This window comes from Vibrio variabilis, assembly GCF_003263785.1.
Lineage (GTDB): Bacteria > Pseudomonadota > Gammaproteobacteria > Enterobacterales > Vibrionaceae > Vibrio > Vibrio variabilis.
Genome location: NZ_JYJK01000084.1, coordinates 1 through 18,145 on the forward strand (window position 1 = coordinate 1; position 18,145 = coordinate 18,145).

The 18,145-nt window shown below is 46.2% G+C and carries 15 protein-coding genes and 5 pseudogenes; 8 read left to right on the forward strand and 12 right to left on the reverse strand.

What is annotated here, in order from left to right:
* Positions 1-173: 173 nt before the first annotated feature.
* The 4 genes and pseudogenes from TZ48_RS14070 to TZ48_RS14085 form a co-directional block, all read right to left on the reverse strand.
* On the reverse strand, positions 174-506 hold the full coding sequence (locus TZ48_RS14070) for a hypothetical protein (RefSeq protein WP_112479622.1): 333 nt from the start codon (positions 504-506) through the stop codon (positions 174-176).
* Entirely contained in the window at positions 503-1,054 is a 552-nt protein-coding gene (locus tag TZ48_RS14075; RefSeq protein WP_112479623.1) for a hypothetical protein, read from the reverse strand. The genes TZ48_RS14070 and TZ48_RS14075 overlap by 4 nt, the downstream gene beginning before the upstream one ends.
* A 113-nt stretch (positions 1,055-1,167) precedes the next feature.
* Positions 1,168-1,539: a hypothetical protein gene (locus TZ48_RS14080; RefSeq protein WP_112479624.1), complete on the reverse strand. Its 372-nt coding sequence runs from the start codon at positions 1,537-1,539 to the stop codon at positions 1,168-1,170.
* 223 nt (positions 1,540-1,762) lie between these two features.
* Positions 1,763-2,550 (reverse strand): annotated as a pseudogene (locus TZ48_RS14085) (AraC family transcriptional regulator).
* A gap of 99 nt (positions 2,551-2,649) precedes the next feature.
* On the opposite strand from TZ48_RS14085, the pseudogene TZ48_RS14090 reads away from it, so the two are divergent.
* The 5 genes and pseudogenes from TZ48_RS14090 (at position 2,650) to TZ48_RS24425 (ending at position 8,033) form a co-directional block, all read left to right on the forward strand.
* A pseudogene (locus TZ48_RS14090) lies at positions 2,650-3,563 on the forward strand (DMT family transporter).
* Positions 3,564-3,661: 98 nt separating this feature from the next.
* A complete protein-coding gene (locus tag TZ48_RS14095) occupies positions 3,662-4,147 on the forward strand; it encodes an acyl-CoA thioesterase (RefSeq protein WP_042497217.1) in 486 nt (161 codons plus the stop codon).
* A 208-nt stretch (positions 4,148-4,355) separates the two neighbouring features.
* Positions 4,356-6,166: pseudogene (locus TZ48_RS14100) on the forward strand (alpha-amylase family protein).
* Positions 6,167-6,355: 189 nt separating this feature from the next.
* Positions 6,356-7,531 carry a maltose/maltodextrin ABC transporter substrate-binding protein MalE gene (malE, locus tag TZ48_RS14105; protein ID WP_112479625.1) on the forward strand — a complete coding sequence of 392 codons (1,176 nt, stop codon included), beginning with the start codon at positions 6,356-6,358 and terminating at the stop codon, positions 7,529-7,531.
* Positions 7,532-7,874: 343 nt separating this feature from the next.
* The gene (locus TZ48_RS24425) at positions 7,875-8,033 is read left to right on the forward strand and encodes a hypothetical protein (protein WP_162674593.1); all 159 of its coding nucleotides are present in this window, start codon (positions 7,875-7,877) and stop codon (positions 8,031-8,033) included.
* An 82-nt stretch (positions 8,034-8,115) separates the two neighbouring features.
* Here TZ48_RS24425 and TZ48_RS14110 read toward each other — a convergent pair whose 3' ends face one another.
* From TZ48_RS14110 to TZ48_RS14120, 4 genes and pseudogenes are all read right to left on the reverse strand, one after another.
* Positions 8,116-8,772 carry a DsbA family oxidoreductase gene (locus TZ48_RS14110; RefSeq protein WP_112479626.1) on the reverse strand — a complete coding sequence of 219 codons (657 nt, stop codon included), beginning with the start codon at positions 8,770-8,772 and terminating at the stop codon, positions 8,116-8,118.
* Positions 8,773-8,820: 48 nt separating this feature from the next.
* Positions 8,821-9,144, reverse strand: coding sequence for a rhodanese-like domain-containing protein (locus TZ48_RS14115; protein WP_112479627.1), 324 nt, complete (start codon positions 9,142-9,144; stop codon positions 8,821-8,823).
* 136 nt (positions 9,145-9,280) lie between these two features.
* On the reverse strand, positions 9,281-9,448 hold the full coding sequence (locus TZ48_RS26620; protein ID WP_476723318.1) for a hypothetical protein: 168 nt from the start codon (positions 9,446-9,448) through the stop codon (positions 9,281-9,283).
* Between the two features lie 132 nt (positions 9,449-9,580).
* Positions 9,581-10,918: pseudogene (locus TZ48_RS14120) on the reverse strand (alpha-glucosidase); the annotation flags it as partial.
* A gap of 128 nt (positions 10,919-11,046) precedes the next feature.
* Here TZ48_RS14120 and TZ48_RS14125 point away from each other — a divergent pair.
* Both TZ48_RS14125 and TZ48_RS14130 read left to right on the forward strand, forming a co-directional pair.
* Positions 11,047-11,943, forward strand: a complete 897-nt coding sequence (locus TZ48_RS14125) for a LysR family transcriptional regulator (RefSeq protein WP_112479628.1) — start codon at positions 11,047-11,049, stop codon at positions 11,941-11,943.
* 83 nt (positions 11,944-12,026) lie between these two features.
* On the forward strand, positions 12,027-12,275 hold the full coding sequence (locus tag TZ48_RS14130) for a hypothetical protein (protein ID WP_112479629.1): 249 nt from the start codon (positions 12,027-12,029) through the stop codon (positions 12,273-12,275).
* Here the strand turns inward: TZ48_RS14130 and TZ48_RS14135 are convergent.
* Entirely contained in the window at positions 12,256-13,179 is a 924-nt protein-coding gene (locus TZ48_RS14135) for a cation efflux transmembrane domain-containing protein (protein ID WP_162674594.1), read from the reverse strand. The two genes, TZ48_RS14130 and TZ48_RS14135, sit on opposite strands and share 20 nt — an antisense overlap.
* Positions 13,180-13,497: 318 nt before the next feature.
* Between TZ48_RS14135 and TZ48_RS14140 the strand changes: the two genes are divergently transcribed.
* Positions 13,498-13,806, forward strand: coding sequence for a VPA0510 family protein (locus TZ48_RS14140; protein ID WP_112479631.1), 309 nt, complete (start codon positions 13,498-13,500; stop codon positions 13,804-13,806).
* Between the two features lie 258 nt (positions 13,807-14,064).
* Here the strand turns inward: TZ48_RS14140 and malG are convergent, their stop codons facing one another.
* The 3 genes and pseudogenes from malG to malE (TZ48_RS14155) all read right to left on the reverse strand — a co-directional run bounded on the left by malG (position 14,065) and on the right by malE (TZ48_RS14155) (position 17,800).
* The gene (malG, locus tag TZ48_RS14145) at positions 14,065-14,955 is read right to left on the reverse strand and encodes a maltose ABC transporter permease MalG (RefSeq protein WP_042469972.1); all 891 of its coding nucleotides are present in this window, start codon (positions 14,953-14,955) and stop codon (positions 14,065-14,067) included.
* Between the two features lie 11 nt (positions 14,956-14,966).
* A pseudogene (gene malF / locus TZ48_RS14150) lies at positions 14,967-16,536 on the reverse strand (maltose ABC transporter permease MalF).
* 82 nt (positions 16,537-16,618) lie between these two features.
* Positions 16,619-17,800 (reverse strand): maltose/maltodextrin ABC transporter substrate-binding protein MalE, encoded by a 1,182-nt coding sequence (gene malE / locus TZ48_RS14155; protein ID WP_112479632.1) that lies wholly within the window; start codon positions 17,798-17,800, stop codon positions 16,619-16,621.
* Between the last annotated feature and the right edge of the window lie 345 nt (positions 17,801-18,145).

The following is an 18,145-nucleotide window of genomic DNA, read 5'->3' on the forward strand; positions in this document are numbered from 1 at the left end:
ATAAGGCTACGAAGGTCAGCTGACTTAGCCGATCAGATCGTAACTTCCTGATTTAGTTCCATCGAATTACGCAACAAAGTCCCCGCTAGCTTTCGTTTGCTTGACTTAGGTTGCTCCCAAGTTGAAGGGGCAACTTAACTAGAAGTTAATTACACTGTTTCCTTGCTGATCTGTTATTTATTATCCACAACTACAACATTTTCTACTTTTAAATAAACCAATACAGGTCCCTTTCTTCCAGCCTTTTCATATTGAAACTCAATTTCTTGCTCTTTCCTTATTAACTTCGAAACTTGAGAGCAATCAACATTCCACAATTTTGAAGTAAAATTTATTGGAGATTCAAACTTCTTACTTTCTACTTGTATATTTAATACGTTACTTGACCTCCAAATATCTTCACAAGATATGTCGGTCACTTTCCCTGTAGCAAGATAGTACTTCCTACCTTCTCCACAAGAGATAATAAAACAAACAAATAAAGCTATAGTAATTAATCGAATCAATTTCCTGAAACCTCCCGTTGTGCAGCATTAACGCTATAAGCTGATAAGTATGCGTTTGCAGCGCTAGAGGCGCTAATCGTTTGATTAACACTTAATGCTCTGAACATATTAGTTGTAGCACCAGCTCCAGTTAAAGCTCCGGGAACGTTTACGCCAATAGCCGCAGCTTGCCTCGCAGTTTCTGCATCCATGCCAGCCCCCATGAAAGCTTTTTCGGTGCCTCGCTGTACTGGATCATACCCAGTTGTTTGCTCCAGCATATCGCTAGCTCCTACTGTTGCAGCAGTGGCGGCTAATGCACATCCGGCTCCAGCAGTAAATGCACAAGTTCCCGCACCTGCTATTACGACAGTATTGGCAGCAGTTCTAGCAGGATCTTCAGCTAAAGAACTCATTGTATTAGATATACCGTTACCAATATCGCTCATTACCCCTTCTATTGAACTTCTAAGTTGAGCCGCTCCATCAGCAATACTTCTGAACCACTTAGCCAATGGCGCATCAGGGTGTTCAAACTTTGGATGGTTAGCATCATTATAAGCTTTCATGAATGCTGCGGTTATTGCACCATTTGCAAACTTACCACCTGTAACTTGGCTAACAGTACCACCTACAACAGCAGCGGCAACAACTCTTGCACCTGTATCTTTGAAGGCAGCATCTATTTTTCCCCCGCCATACTTGAAACACCTGCAGCTGCAAAGCCATGACCGAATTTACCTCCTGAAAAGACGCTACTTATTCCGCCTGCCATCCCTCGAATCAGTCCTTTTCCAAATATGTTGGATATTCCATTATTAGCTATTATCTCGCATGCACCATAGAAAAGCGCCCCACTAAATGCTCCAACTAGTGCTCCTTTTAGAGTGCCAGTTGCAACGTAACCAGATAATGCACCACCTGCAATTGCCCACCCTAAACCAGCAACAGCAGACATTACTGTAATACCAATTTGAACAATTGTCTTCCAATGCTTTTTAACAAACTTCTTCAATGACTTAAAGAAGTACCCACTCGGATCAGTATACGACATCGGATTATTCAACACATAACTATAACGATTGTAGTTCTGTGAGTTTAACGGTGCTTGGAAGAAGGACTTATTACTTTATCACGAGATAACTCACATAATATTGCAATTCCAACTTTTATTTCACAGCATAGCCATGCCTAATTTAGTACTCAATAATATTCACAACTAGATGCCAGGCTATAGAGAAATTCCGTTCAACATATGAGTTTCAGGTTAGGATTCTCTACAACAACTTATTCTTATATTGCTCAGGCGTTTGCCCAGAATATTTCTTGAACATCGAGATAAACGGACTCGCTTGGTTATAACCGAGCGTAAATGCCACTTCTTTTACTGAATGGCCACTTCGTAATAGATCCATTGAAAACAAGTACCGTACTCGCAAGCGCCACTCAGTAAAACTCATGCCAAGTTCGCTTTGGCAGTAACGCGCAAGCGTACGTTCGGTTGTATGAACTTTTGATGCCCACTCCTTAAGGCTAATGTCGTTAGTTGGCTCCTCTTCAATGGCCGCCAGAATGGGGGCGAGATATTTGTTATTACTAGAAGGTAGGAAGTGGTGCTGTTCTTGCTGATCGCTCAGTTGGTCTAGAAGCACTTGGATCAAACGCTGATCTTTTTCAGATTCTGCCACGTTGACGTTACGGTGACGAAAGTCTCAATAATCGAGGATACGATTGGTGTCACTTTGATTAAGCTGGTTTTATCTGGAAACCCATCGGTAAACTCGTGGGCAATATTAAGCGAGCAGTATTCGAGTGGCTTGCGGTTGTAGCTGCAATGCATCACGCCCGCCGGAACCCAAATAGCAAGATGTGGCGGCGCTAGAAAACGTGTATCTTGCGCTTCCATTTCCAATATACCGCCGCTAATCAGCTGGACTTGTCCCCATGGGTGGCAGTGAACGCGGGTTTCGGTGTTCGACAAAAACGCATCGAAGTTCATGAAAACATTGGAGGGCATCTTGTCGATAGACAAAGAGGGATGCAAATTTCTAGTGTGTTTTTTCAACTTGTCTTCCTATCGCGCGCAATGTCGTTTTAAAGATACATGCAATTATACCGACCTGTCACACTATGTATCAACTTACAAAACGCGATGAGGTTCACAGTGGTCTATCTTCTTCCCTTCTTTACTGTGTTGATATGGGGCGGCAACGCCATTGTGAACAAGATGTCGGCCTCTGCCATTGAACCGAGCGCGATGAGCTTCTATCGCTGGGCACTTGCTATCTTGGTAATGACGCCTTTTTGCCTCCCAAAAGTAAAGCGTTACTGGCCAGAGATCCGCAAAAACAGCGCCAAACTCGCGTTTCTTGCCTTGCTTGGCATGGTGCTTAACCAGTCGTTGGGCTACTACGCAGCGGCAACCACAACTGCCTCTAACATGGCACTGATCACCTCACTAGTCCCCCTGCTCGCGGTGTTCATTTCCGTGCCATTACTTGGCAAACGTATCTCTAAGCTAAGTATCGTTGGCGGTGTGATTTCGCTAGCTGGCCTTGCCTTTATGCTTGGACAAGGCGACATCAGTTTCTTTTTGCATCAAGACATTTCCCAAGGCGATGGCTTGATGGTACTGGCGGCTATTGTGTATGCGACTTACTGTGTGTTGCTAAAACGCTGGAAGATGCAGTTGTCTAGCTGGATGCTGATTTACACCCAAGCATCTTTGCCGTCATCATGTTGTTTCCACTATTACTGACTAGCGAGCAAATCTTGCCAAGCAGCTCTGCCCTGCCGCTTATCGCCTACGCGGGATTGCTCGGCTCACTAGTTGCTCCGCTGCTGTGGGTAAAAGCGATCGATTTGATTGGCGCAGATGGCAGTGCCATGTTCATGAACTTGTTGCCGGTTATCGCTGTTACTCTCGCTGCAGTACTGCTTGGTGAGTCAATTACCCAGTTCCACCTTATTGGCGGGCTCATGGTCATTTCCGGCGTTATCTTGTCGCAAATTAAGACCAAAAAGCTTCAGCCTGCGCAAGAAGCGGTGGCACCTAAACTCACTATCGATAAACAGTAGCGAACGGCAAAACACTCGCACACTCAAACTCATAGCGTGTTGTTAACAAGTTTGTCATAATCAAGTCACTTAGCAGCTCAGATAAAGGAATAAAAATAATGAGTAGTGGCAGAAGAGAGACCACCTTGCGTTTTCTTGCGGAGCCAGGCGATGTTAACTTTGGCGGCAAAGTGCATGGCGGCGCAGTAATGAAATGGATTGACTTGGCAGCGTACGCTTGCAGCGCGGCATGGAGTGGCAAGTATTGCATCACAGCTTACGCTGGTGGCATTCGCTTTGTGGAACCAATCCACGTTGGTAATTTAGTAGAAGTGAGTGCCAAAGTGATATACACCGGCAGAAGCTCTATGCACATTGCCATCGACGTACAAGCCAGCGACCCTAAAGAGCTGCAAAATCGTCTTACGACACACTGCATCGTGATCATGGTGGCGGTGGATGAAAATGGCAAACCAACCGAGGTACCAGAGTGGGTACCGCAAACAGAAGACGATATTAAGCTTCGTGAGTCGGCAATCAAGCTGATGAACATGCGCAAGCAGATTGGCGAAGAGATGGAAGCGCACGTCAAATATCTCAAGTAATGTCCTCTCCTTACTTGTTCATCAAGCCCTAAAATTCATGCAGACTGAATTCTCGGTCTGCATTTGTTATCTAGATCTCATCTACGCCCTAAATCATCTTCCAAAAGGAGGAGTTTTCATCTTTTCCCTTCAACTACACTAGATTGACGTGATAGATTTTTTCTATATCCAAAACAGAACTCCTACAACATCAGCTTGGTGAGATTTTATGCCCAACTCTTCCATTTCTAAACCTGAGCAAAAGATTCATCTGTACCAAATTTTCACCCGCCTATTTGGCAATACCGATTCAACCAACCAGCCTTGGGGCACCATAGAGCAAAATGGTGTCGGCAAGTTTAGCGATATCAACGAGGCCGCCCTAGCATCGATTCGAGACCTCGGCATGACTCATGTCTGGTATACCGGCGTACCGCACCATGCGGTCATTCGCGATTACAGTGAGTATGGCATTCGCAATGATCACCCTGCTGTTGTTAAAGGACGCGCAGGGTCACCTTATGCGGTGAAGGACTATTACTCGGTGAATCCAGATTTAGCGGACAATCCAGCCCAAAGAAATCAAGAGTTTAAGCAGCTCATTGAACGCACGCATAAAGCGGGCTTAAAAGTGGTGATTGATATCGTGCCCAACCACGTGGCTCGCCAATATCAAGGGCTCAACAACCCTGAAGGCGTCACCGATTTTGGTGCAGAAGACGATACCAGCCTCGAGTACTCGCGGGAAAATAACTTCTACTACATTCCCGAGCAAGCGTTTGAACTGCCCGATGTACCTGAGCATCTCGCACCGCTGGGTGGCGAGGATCACCCACTACTCAAGCACCCTTATCATGAGTACCCAGCCAAATGGACTGGCAATGGTGCGAGAAGCGCCAAACCGAGCGCCGACGACTGGTACGAGACGGTTAAAGTCAATTACGGCGTAAGACCGATGGCAGCAAAGACTTTCCGGAACTACCCGAATGTTATCGACATAAGGACTTTGCTGACCACGCGAAATTTTGGAATGACAAAGATGTACCAAGCTCATGGCGCAAGTTTCGTGACATTGCCATGTATTGGCTGGATCAAGGCGTCGACGGCTTTCGCTATGACATGGCAGAGATGGTGCCGGTGGAGTTTTGGAGCTTTCTCAACTCATCGGTAAAACTCCGTAACCCTGATGCATTCTTAGTAGCTGAAGTGTATCAACCTCACCTTTATCGAGATTATATTCAGCTTGGCAAAATGGATGCACTCTACGACAAAGTTGATCTCTACGATACGCTCAAAGCGATTGTTCAAGGCCGAGATAGCACAGAGTCCATCTCTCGTATCCAAACCGAGCATAGCGACATCGAACCTCACATGCTGCACTTTCTCGATAACCATGACGAGCAGCGGATCCCTTGCGCTGAATTTGCTGGAAGCGCCGAAGCGGCTTTGCCTGCCATGGTCGTATCTGCCACTGTCAGTAACGCACCAACCATGCTTTACTTTGGCCAAGAGCTGGGTGAAGCTGGCGAAGAAAACGCGGGCTTTGGGCAGCCAACCCGAACCTCCATTTTCGACTATATCGGTGTTCCGAGCCATCAGCGCTGGATGAACAATGGCGCATTCGATGGCGGCCAATCCACCGAACAAGAACTGAATCTGCGCCGTTTTTACCATAGCTTAATGCGCTTTGTGCAGCATAGCCCTGCGATGTCTGGCTCTCGACTGTCACTGGATATTCAGCGTGATGAGCGCCATGGCGAGCTTCGCCACAAGCTTTATGGATACTGGCGTGAGAACAAAGGTGATGCTGCGTTAGTCTTAGTTAACTTTGATGCACACCAAGCCAGCAGTGAAGCGATTTCCGTGCCCGTGGACGTGATCAATGCTTTAGGGTTAATCGACGGCACCTACTCACTAACATGCAGACTAGATCCAAAAGTCACCGCAGAGCTTAATGTCTCGAATGGCTCAGGCCTAGTTGATATTGCCCTCAATCCACTGGCTTCACATATTTTTCAACTCGTAGCTACAGAGCATTAACCGCCCTACTTCATCGAAGCCCACTACTATCAGGCCTCAGCGTAAAAGCTGGGGCTTTTTTTACTCATTCAGATCACACCTCGCGCAAGTGAAATAGCAAAAATCTATATCAACTAACAAAAAGGCTATTTTTACGCCTCATTGCATCCGATTATTCTTATCCCAATGCAAATGGACAGGATAGTCACAATGAAAACACTAAAAACATCCTTAACCGCTTTGGCACTAGCAACGTTAACGGCAGCTCCAGCAATGGCAGTCACAGAGGGTGAACTGCTTATTTGGATCAACAGTGATAAAGGTTACGAAGGGCTTGCAGAAGTCGGCCGACAGTTTGAAGCCGATACTGGTATTAAAGTCAGTGTTCAGTTTCCCGAGTCATTAGAAGCACGCTTTCAGCAGGTCGCAGCCACTGGCGATGGCCCAGACATCATTTTCTGGGCACACGACCGCTTTGGTGGCTACGCTGAGTCTGGTCTGCTGCGAGAAGTGAAACCGAGTAAAGCATTTCAAGATAAACTGGTCGACTTTAGTTGGGATGCGGTGAACTACAAAGGCAAGCTCATTGGCTACCCTCTTGCTATTGAAGCTATTTCACTGATTTACAATAAAGACTTACTGCCAGAACCCCCTAAATCATGGGAAGAGCTACCCGCTATTCACGCTAAGATGAAAGCACAAGGTAAAGACACCATCATGTGGGATGTGAAGAACGCCTACTTTACTTGGCCAATTGTCTCTGCCGGTACTTATTCATTCGCGAAAACGCCACAAGGTCACGATGCCAACGACACCGGGATCAACAATCAACGCGCTCAGGACAACCTAGCGTTCTTGCTGAACATGAAAAAAGAAGGCATTGTCAATCCGGGAATGGATTATGCGAATGCCGAGTCCTCCTTTGCCAAAGGCGAAGTGGCGATGACGATCAACGGTCCTTGGTCATGGGGCAACCTAGACAAAGCGGGCATCAACTACGGCGTTGCCACCTTCCCTACGTTAGATGGTGAAAAATCGAACCCATTCGTTGGCATTTTGAGTGCCGGTATTAGCTCGGCAAGCCCAAATGAAGATTTGGCGGTAGAGTTTATCGAAAACTATTTGTTTACCGATGAAGCGCTCACCACTATCAACAACGACAAGCCGCTTGGTGCCGTGACTCTGAAATCGTTCCAGCAAACTCTAGAGTCCGATCAGCGCATTCGCTCAACCATGATTAACGCAGAAAACGGCGAAATCATGCCAGCGATTCCTAAAATGATGACCTTTTGGATGTCTGAAGGTGCTGCCATCGAAAACACACTACTAGGACGCCAGACTGTTTCTGAGGCACTTGCTACTGCGGAGAAGCAGTTGTCGCGTTAACACTAACTCCGCTCGCCAAGCGCGCCAAAAGCGCACTTGGCGAGTAAATCAACCGAAGTTTTGTTGTTTCTTGTAAGCCCGTGACCACCTCTTAAAATCGCAATGTAACACTTTGAATCGCCCCACAACAGATCCTCTTCTTCATCACATTCTCACCCAAGATCTTAAACAGCCGATTGAATTTCTCACTGTCGCTATCTATACCCTTTACCTATGCTCGCAGTTCCTCTGTTGTTCGAGCACGTACGACGCCACACGATCATGCTTGTTGGAAGGTAATACATGATGGGTGGTGACAAAGTGATGAAAACAAACGAGATAAAGGCGAAACAAGGAGATAACGATGGACAGAATTTGCCCAATGTGCCAAACGCCAATGGTAGAGAGAAACCACGTACATGTTTGCCCAAGAAATGAAATTGGCGACTGCGCTTATGATCCCTACCTACATGAATTTGAGCCTGTACAAGAGCGAGAAATGGAGCAAGATCGTCCTTATTAGAATCACAAGGTGATAATTGTCAAAGAGGCGACCTCTTATCATGTGGTCGCCTTTTTGATTCTCACCCAGTAGCAAATTTAAGTTAACACCAACTTGCGCCTTCGCCCGTTTGTGGTTTTAGAAGCTCTTTCACATTCGCTTCTATGACTCGATAACCGACGTTGCCAAATAAGGTTTGTCGGCCGCCGTCAATAATATAGGTTGGACTGCCTTTGATTTGTTGAGCCTCACGAAGCAGTTGGTCACTCCAGAGTGCCGCGTAGGCAGAACCATCCATGAGGTACGACTGAAGCGCTTCAGGGTTTATTCCCTGAGAGGCAAGGACATCCGCAATCACTTCAACATTGCTGATGTCTCTCCCTTGCTCAAAGAAAGCCTGTCTTAACGACTTAGCGAGACGCAACACGTCACCTTGGCTGCTACCAGCAAGCTCTGCGGCTTTTAAGTGAAGATGTGCAGGCATAGAACTGGTTGGTCTAATGCTGTGCCATACAGCTGAGTTAAGCGTCAGCTCAGGGAATTTAGCGGCCACCTCTTCGGTGTGCTTTGCGAATCCATCAAAACCGCCTTTGTCACTCCACCCTTTGCCGATACGAGTTTGCGTGTCACCAAACAAGTTAATGAACTTGGGTGATAGTTCAATTTGGCCTTCAAAGTTAGCCAGCAAGGCATCATTTCGAGCCTCCGCTGCCCACGCCCACACACAAAGTACATCGCTGACATAGTCGATTTTTAACATGATGCATTCTCCCGTTTTGTTATGACTTCTTCTGAGAATTAAAAACGATTATCGTGAAATATAGTCGCTAGCCGCTGAAACTGTGCCGGCATTGACGATATTTCGATACCCCATAGATTCAAGCACTTGAACCGCCTGAGACGCTCTCATACCAGATGCACAATACACAACAAGGTTGTCTTGAGGCTGGATGTCGCTATTGGCAACCGCGAAAATCATTTGCAATGGCACATTCAAAGAACCCTCAATGTGGCCTGAAGCAAACTCTTGTGGCGAACGCACATCAATCAAATACTGCTTTGCAGCCGAGGACTCGGTGCCACCAGTAGTATTATCGTTTAAGGTTGTGTTTGTTTGAACAGTAGAATTCATAGCAACAGCTCCAGCTAATTAAGTTAAATCTAATTTAACCAACCCAACCAAAGCTGTCAAACATTATTTTAGAAAAAGCTAAAGTAAAAATTTCAAGTGTTGACCCCTAGGACCTAGAACCAATTACCTAAAACCATTACCCCTTAACCAACTCAACCATATAAGCATCATAAGGCTCGAGCTCCACAGCCGCAAAATCAAACGTCGTTCGCCCAGAGTTTGATAACAGCACCTCGGCTGAACTTTGCGTGAACTCGCTCAAGTCGACAGTTAAAGAGTCGCCACTGAAATTCGCGACAACCATTAAACGTATCTCCCCTTCTGTTCTGAGATAGGCAAAGACTTTGTCGTGCTGTTCCAGTACAGGAGTAAAATCGCCGTGCACAATAGCGCGATAGCGCTTGCGAAGTGCAATGAGTGACTGATAGTAACGATACACAGAGTCACTACTCGCCAGATCGTCTTCAACGTTCACCTCGGTGTAGTTTGGGTTCACTTCAATCCAAGGAGTGCCTTGCGTGAAGCCCGCTTGCGGCGCGGCTGACCATTGCATCGGTGTTCTGGCATTGTCACGACCATTCTCACCCAATGCGTGCATCATCTCTTCATGCTCACGCCCGCTTCTGTTTTCACTTTATAGAAGTTTCAGCGACTCTATGTCTTTGTATTGTTCCAAGCAGTCGAACTTCACATTCGTCATCGCGATCTCTTCGCCCTGATAAATGTACGGCGTGCCCTTTAGTCCATGCAATACCGTGGCCAGCATTTTGGCTGACTTGGTACGATACACACCATCGTCACCATACTTTGACACCGCGCGAGGCAGATCGTGATTATTCCAAAACAGAGAGTTCCAACCTTGATCAGCGAGCTCTAACTGCCATTTGGTGAGTACTTTCTTAAATTCAGGTAAGTCGAGTGCGATTGGCTGCCATTTGTCACCGTCTTTCCAAGTCAGCGTAATATGTTCGAACTGAAACACCATAGACAGCTCATCACGTTCTGGCGCGCTATATAGCTTAGCGATTTCAGGCGTCGCTCCCCAAGTTTCACCAACAGTCAAAAGATCTTTACCGCCAAAGGTCGCATGATTCATCTGTTTCAGAAGTGGATGCAATCTTTCGCCATTACCCGTGATGCCTTTGTCGATCTCTTTACCAATCAGGTCAATAACATCAAGCCTAAACCCGCCAATACCCTTGTCTATCCACCAGTTCATCATACGGTGGACTTCATCGTGTACCTTCGGATTCTCCCAGTTCAGATCAGGCTGTTTTTTTGAAAATAGGTGCAAATAATATTGCTGAGTTGGCTCATGCCACTGCCAAGCGCTGCCACCAAAAATAGAATCAAGATCGTTAGGTGCGCTGCCATCCGGTTTCGCATCACGCCAAACGTAGTAGTCGCGATAAGGTGAATCCTTTGACTCACACGCCTGCTGAAACCAAGAATGTTCATCCGAAGTATGGTTAACCACCAAATCCATGACGATACGAATGCCACGCTGTTTTGCTTCGGCGATCAACGCTTCCATATCTTGCATAGTGCCAAACTCTGGCGCGATAGCTTGATAGTTCGAGATATCGTAGCCGTTATCATCCATAGGAGACTGATACACGGGCGATAGCCAAATCACATCCACGCCTAGCTCTTGTAAATATTCCAGCTTGGAGCGAATACCATTTAAATCGCCAATGCCATCTCCATTCGAATCACAAAAGCTGCGCGGGTAAATCTGATACACCACCGCATCGTGCCACCATTTTTGTTCCATGAGTCTGTCCTAGCTTATCGTTAAATTACCCCCACTTTACGAAGTTATCGCTGTGATTAAAAATAGATTCTCCGTATAATCGTATAGATTTTTTATATATCAAAAACCGACACACCAAAAGGCAATGTATGGCGCTAAACAAATCCATTAAGTACTTCTTGGCAGTAGCTAAACACGGCAACATTAAACGCGCCTCTGATGAGCTGTTTATTAGTCAACCGTCTCTCACCTCTGCAATCAAAAAGCTTGAGGCAGAGATGGGGGCGCCATTGTTTAATCGTCTATCAAAGGGCGTGGAATTGACGCCGTATGGCAATAAATTCCGTAAGTTTGCACAGGAGCAACAAGAACAGTACTTTGCGCTCAAGCACCAGTTTAACGACATGCAGCAGCGCCAGTTTGGTAAAGTAAAAATCGGGACGGGAGAAGTATGGTGGGAGGGGTTTGTTCGCCAATCAGTGGCGGATTACCAAGCGCTAAATCCAGCGAGTTCGTTTCATCTTGAGTTTGGTAATAACTTGTCTCTACTACACCATCTCGTTCAAGGTGATATAGATTTATTCATAGGTCATGAGGTTTTAGACCTATCAGATTCGTGCCGCGTTGTGTTCCAACCACTGTTTCAAGATTACGAAGCCGTCTACGTGTCTAAGCACCACCCGCTAGCGACAGGGATAAGTGAGCCAAGCACCTTACATCGCTACCCTCTTCTAAGGGTGACACCAAACCATCCAAGGCATCAATCCGTGCTCGCAAACGGCCTTCCTCATGATACTCAGTTTGATGAGCGCATCACCTACGATGTGGATTCTGTCATGGCCAGTATGGATATGCTGCATATGACACAAGCCATCATGCCTTACAGCCACAAAGCAAGGGATTGGCTCGAGAAACATGACATCGTCATCGCTTATCTGGATAAAGAGAAGGTCGGTAATATCGGTATTTACACCAAACAAGGTGAAAGCAAATCGAGCGTGGAAGCCCTTGTTCAGCTTCTCACCAGTAATGTCAATTCCAAGTAAGGTCACCAAACTGTCATTTTTCTTTCATTAAACTTTGATGTAATCGCCCTGCGTTAACATAGTCTGAGAGAGAGGAACTCGACTTGACCCTGAGCGATATTACCCTAAGTCAATCCACGTTAACTGATTTAAAATCGGTGGAATATCAATGGATACGTACCATGTACGTTGAAGGGTACCAGCGGGATGAAATTAATCATTACATCCAAACCTGCTTTGGCGGTGATGAGGTATTTGCCGACTTGTTCCAGCGTGTGGCACTGGAGCAAGAGAGTCTGTATGTCTTGCTCCAGTATCTAGGCTGTGCGCCTTCTAGCCGTGAGCTAGTTTAGCCGCACCGGTTGATGTGGGTGAACGTTGTAAAATGACATCCACTTCCGTGACTGTATAGGGCTTGTCCACTTTCGTTCTCAGATCTTCCACAAATCGCTCATAACTCTTGAATGTCATCGATTCGCGCTTCGGATCGACGTAGACAGAGACCCAGGTTTTACGACCAAGCTTGGCGATAAAGATATCGACAATCTCAATTTCATATTCCTGAGCGAGCCCCTTCAAGCTGCGATAGATAGGCTTGGTATGCTCGATAGGCGGCGTCGCGATCGTCAGTTCACGCATACCGTTTTTAATGAGTTTTATTGGGTCACTGATAAACGCTAGGCTGAACAGTACCACCAAGATCTGGTCGATATAACGCCCCACCCAACCGAATGAGGTTTCTTGGATAGCTATCACCAATACTAACGCCACGCCAATCGCACCAGAAATCACACCGTTGATGAACCAGGCATTTTTCTCCGCCTTTAGAATGTCGGAGTGGGACTGTTTATGCCCGACGTGGCAAACCCAGTAGAGAATGGCACACAGCGCGACTGCAGGGAACACGTAAACCGCCATTAATCCTAGCGCAGGCTCTCGACCACCCGCGAGAATCACAGGGATGTTACTGCCCACTGCAAAGGCGATGAGAATAAGTATGGTAATACCTTTAATCACCACAATCAGCGGCTCAAAAGCAAAAAAGCCTATTGGATAATGACGAGAGCGTCCTGTTTGAGTCAATTTCGCAATCCGTAGCGAAGCGAACGATACCGCCGCCGACAAGAGGTTAAAAGACGCATCGAGAAGGATGGCGCTGGATTCAGAAATCAACGCCATTATGCCGCCCCAAAGCGACAATACCGCGGCACCCACGGCTGAAGAGATTAATGCTTTAGATTCGGTAATTTTTGTCATTTGGCCATCCTTTCCAAACGCGATTGTTGCTCTGATTCTCATCCTTATAACATAGGAATATGACCTTTCCTATGTCACTCAAGCTTGTTTGTTCAAGTTTAGCGCAAAGATATCAGTATCTTATGCTATTCCTACATGAGTTCGTTATTAAACCGATTCGTTTTCCAGATAACTGGCGCTGTAACAAAAGGTAACAACCTGACATTTCGACTAAATTTCTTGCCAAGACCACACGCTCACTTACCCATCTTTGACAGCGCTAATTCGAACTCCCTCTACATTAGCTAGCACCAAAAACAACAAATAGAGACTCAGATTATGTCCAAAATAAAATTCAGTGTCGTGGTTGCAGTTCTGGCCGGTTTAATCAGCACTGGTACATTTGCGCATCCTCCAGGCCACCATAAGCACAAACATAAACACAAGAAGCACCACCACAAGGAAGTCATCGTTGTGAAGAAATACCACCCTTCACCTAAGAAGCAACCTAAACATCGGCACTATCACTACAAAAAGATTCCCAAACATACTACCTACATCAAAATTGGCAATTTTACTTATGCTCGAGTGGACGGGCACTACTATCGACGACAAGGGGACACATACTTTAACGTCATCATCAAATAGTCGCCCAGCTAAGTTAACGACGTCTAAGTTAGCGACGTCTAAGTTAATTGCGATAGTGATGACAGGGAGGAAAAGAAGAAGCCCGAGCGAAAGCTCGGGCGTCGGTTACAAGAACTGTTAGTCGTGATAGTAAGGAATCCTGATAACAGCCAGCTATACGTAACACCAGTGTTGCTTGTTCAACTTGTCGGCGGCCAAACCAAATTGTGTTAAACAATACAAATAAAATGGGTGACCTTGCGGTCACCCTTATCGTTTTTATCCTTTTACACCGCCGGCGGTCAAACCACCAACCAGCCAACGCTGTGCGAGTAGGAATACGACTGTGATAGGTAATGCTGATAGTACCGCCGCTGCCGCGAAGTCACCCCATAGGTAGTTCTGAGGGTACAAGTACTGCTGCATACCAACCGCTAGTGTGTACGAGTTTACATCAGAAAGTAGTAGTGATGCTACCGGTACTTCACCAACCACCATGATGAACGACAGAATAAACACAACCGCTAGGATTGGCACTGACAATGGCAGAAGAACGAGGCGGAATGCTTGCCATGGCGTTGCACCGTCAAGCGCTGCTGCTTCTTCTAGAGAGCCATCAATCGTTTCGAAGTAGCCTTTGATTGTCCATACGTGAAGTGCAATACCACCCAAGTAGGAGAAAATCAGACCGCCGTGCGTGTTCAAGCCTAGGAACGGAATGTACTGACCGAGTTTGTCGAACAATGCGTAAATCGCAACCAATGCTAGTACCGCTGGGAACATCTGGAAAATCATCATCGCTTTCAGGATGGTTGACTTACCTTTAAAGCGCATACGAGCAAATGCGTAGGCAGACGTTGTTGATAGACATACAATCAAGATGGATGAAATGCCCGCAACTTTAATTGAGTTCCACAACCAAGTGAGTACTGGGAACGGAGGTGGTGTTACTGAGCCGTCTGCGTTCGTTACCGAGAAGCCTAGTGCCAGTTTCCAGTGTTCTAGCGATGGGTTCTCTGGGATTAGGCTACCTGTCGCGAAGTTACCTTCACGGAATGAGATAGCGATAATCATCAGTAGTGGGAAAATAATCAGCGATAGGAAAGCCCACATAGCGATGTGTGTTGCCCAAACGCGGTATTTTAATGACTTACCTTGTACCATTGCCATTTTAGGCCTCCTTAGTCTTGAGCTACTTTCGTGACGCGTAGGTTAAGTAGTGCCAGTGCACCTACTAGTAGGAAGATCAGTGTTGCGATTGCACTCGCTAGACCGAAGTCTTGACCACCAGAACCTTCAAACGCGATACGGTACGTGTAGTTAACCAATAGGTCGGTGTAACCCGCTGGCTCAGAAGTACCAATCATGTTAGGACCACCATTCGTTAGAAGAGCAATCAGTACGAAGTTGTTGAAGTTAAACGCAAAACTTGCAATCAGTAGCGGAGTTAGCGGCTTAATCATCAGTGGCATTGTGATCTTAGTGAAGTTCGAGATGAAGTTTGAGCCGTCGATAGCAGACGCTTCATACAGATCATCAGGAATCGCTTTTAGCATACCCATACATAGAATCATCATGTAAGGGAAACCTAGCCAAGTGTTCACAATAAGAATCATCACTTTCGCTAGCATTGGGTCTGAGAACCAGCTAGGCTAATGCCAAATAGGCCTTCAAGTAGCATGTTCACTTCACCAAAGCTTTGGTTGAACAAACCCTTAAAGATTAGAATCGAGATAAATGCAGGTACCGCGTATGGAAGAATCAGTAGCACGCGGTAGATAGAGCGGCCGCGCAGCGCTTCCCACTGAACCACACTCGCCAATACAAGACCAATAAGAACCGTTAGCGCCACACTCACTGCTGAGAACACAATCGTCCAGATAAAGATGCTGATAAACGGCTCTTTAATGCCTCATCTTTCCAAACACGCTCAAAGTTGTGGGTACCAATGCCAACAATAAAGCCAGGTGATACTGTATTGCCAACAAACTCGCCATTGTCACTCACTGGCTGGTAGAAACCCACTTCCATGTTAGGACGAAGTAGTTCACCCGTTTTGTTGTTACGCATGTCGTCTGTACCTTCCACCATAGTGTATAGCGGTTGTACAGAAGCAAATTTACGTAGACCGCTCATGCGGATGTCAGAGCCATCTGGCATATGAAGGTCAACCGTGTTGAGCTTCGCACGATTTTGAATGATTGCTTTGATCTTCTCTTTCTCACCAACTGGCACTTCTGCCGCAGAAAGATCGTAGTCTGCAGAAGGATTAGTGATATCAAAATCAGGCGTTGTGAGCAGCTGTTCGCCGTCTTTCACATAGATGCGGTGACCGTTGTCTGTCTTGTAAAGCTCAAACGAATAGCTCTCACCACTTTGGAAAGTGCGCTGCATCAATACGCTTTGCGCTCTATCTATGGAAAGCTGGTTTTTCGCGCTGTAGTTCGTGAAGGCCAAGCCAACCGTGTACGCCAAAGGGAAAAGAATGAAAAGGATCATACCCGCAATACCTGGGTAGATATAACGGTGCGCGTACGTTTTCTTACTGCCGAAAATATAGAGTGCCAGAGCGGTAAGAATCACAGTAAGCAATGCGAATGCAAGCTCACCGCGGGAATACATTAGAATAGTCGCATAACCATTGATAAGTCCCACTGAGCCAAGAAGTCCCCACTTAATGAACACTTTTTTACTGCTTGGAACTGTATTAGTTTCTGCTGACATGGCATCTGTACCTTGAACTGACTGCATAAAAGGACCTGCTAGCGATAATACAAAAAAAATAGAAAAGAAGGAGGGGTTACCCCCTCCTTAAAAGGGTTGTTCTAGAAAATTACTTCGTCATTTGCTTTTCAGCGTCAGCAACTGCTGCTTCTACTGATTGACGACCGTCTACCACGTTGATGATTGTGTTCTTAGCAGAAGCCCAGAATGCACTCATTTGTGGAACGTTAGGCATGATTTCGCCGTTCATCGCGTTGTCCATTGTCGCAGCGATACGTGCATCAGCACCTAGCTCGTCTTGGAATGAAGTCAGTGCAACAGCGCCTAGTGGCTTGTCGTTGTTCACTTCACGTAGACCATCGTTAGTCAGTAGGTAGTTCTCTAGGAACTCAACCGCTAGGTCACGGTTAGGTGACGCAGTGCTGATGCCCGCTGTTAGTACGCCAACGAAAGGCTTAGAAGCTTGGCCGTTGAACTTAGGTAGAGTCGCCACACCGTAGTTGATACCAGACTTCTCGATGTTCGCCCAAGACCACGGACCGTTGATAGTCATTGCCGTCTTACCTTGGTTGAACGCAGACTCAGATACTGAGTAATCCATATCTGCAGAAATAACGCCTTTGTCTACTAGACCTTTAACGAAAGTAAGTGCGTCTTTCACGCCCTGTTTAGCGATACCTGCGTCTTTAACGTCGTAGCTACCACCGTTGTATTTGAATGCGTAACCGCCATCAGCAGCCATTAGTGGCCATGTGAAGTACGGTTCTTTTAGGTTCCACATGATTGCTGTCTTGCCATCTTTAGCAAGTTTTGCGTTCAATGCTTCTACTTCTTCCCAAGTCTTAGGTGGGTTTGGAACCAAGTCTTTGTTGTAGATTAGAGATAGAGACTCAACTGCTACTGGGTAACCGATGATTTTGCCATCGTACTTAACTGCGTCCCATGCAAAGTCAACAATGCCTTCTTTCGTTGCTTTAGAAGGTTTGATTTCAGCCAGCAAACCTGCTTGAGCGTACTCACCGAAACGGTCGTGTGCCCAGAATACGATATCAGGACCGTCACCAGTCGCTGCAACTTGAGGGAAGCGCGCTTCTAGACCATCAGGGTGAGCAACTGTCACTTTAATACCTGTGTCTTCTTCGAACTTTTTACCTACTTCTGCAAGACCGTTGTAACCTTTATCACCATTGATCCAAATAGTGAGTTGTCCTTCTTCGATAGCAGCATTTGCACCAAAAGAACCTAGAGCGACTAGAGTACCTAGTGCTACAGTGCTTAGGGCTTTTTTCATGTTTATATCCTTTTTATAGTTTTGATCGTAGGTTCATCCAGAGGATTTCCCAAGTTTCGATGAGTATCATCTTAAAAATACAGCAAGCTCTCATCATCCTACTCTCTACGCCCTCGCGACAAGCGTTGATTTCCGTGACCTCAATCGCCCAAGACTATAGATCAACATCACAAAACAATCTCCTGTTGTGACAGAATTCACTATTATCAGGCGCAAATCTTTGACCAAGATCTCACACAACCATTCTCCCCCCACCCTCCTCCTCCTTCCCTACTACCCCATAATTATTTTTGTCAGGAGGATGTACCAGCGACCTGAATCAAGGAAACTGCAGTCATCCAAGAG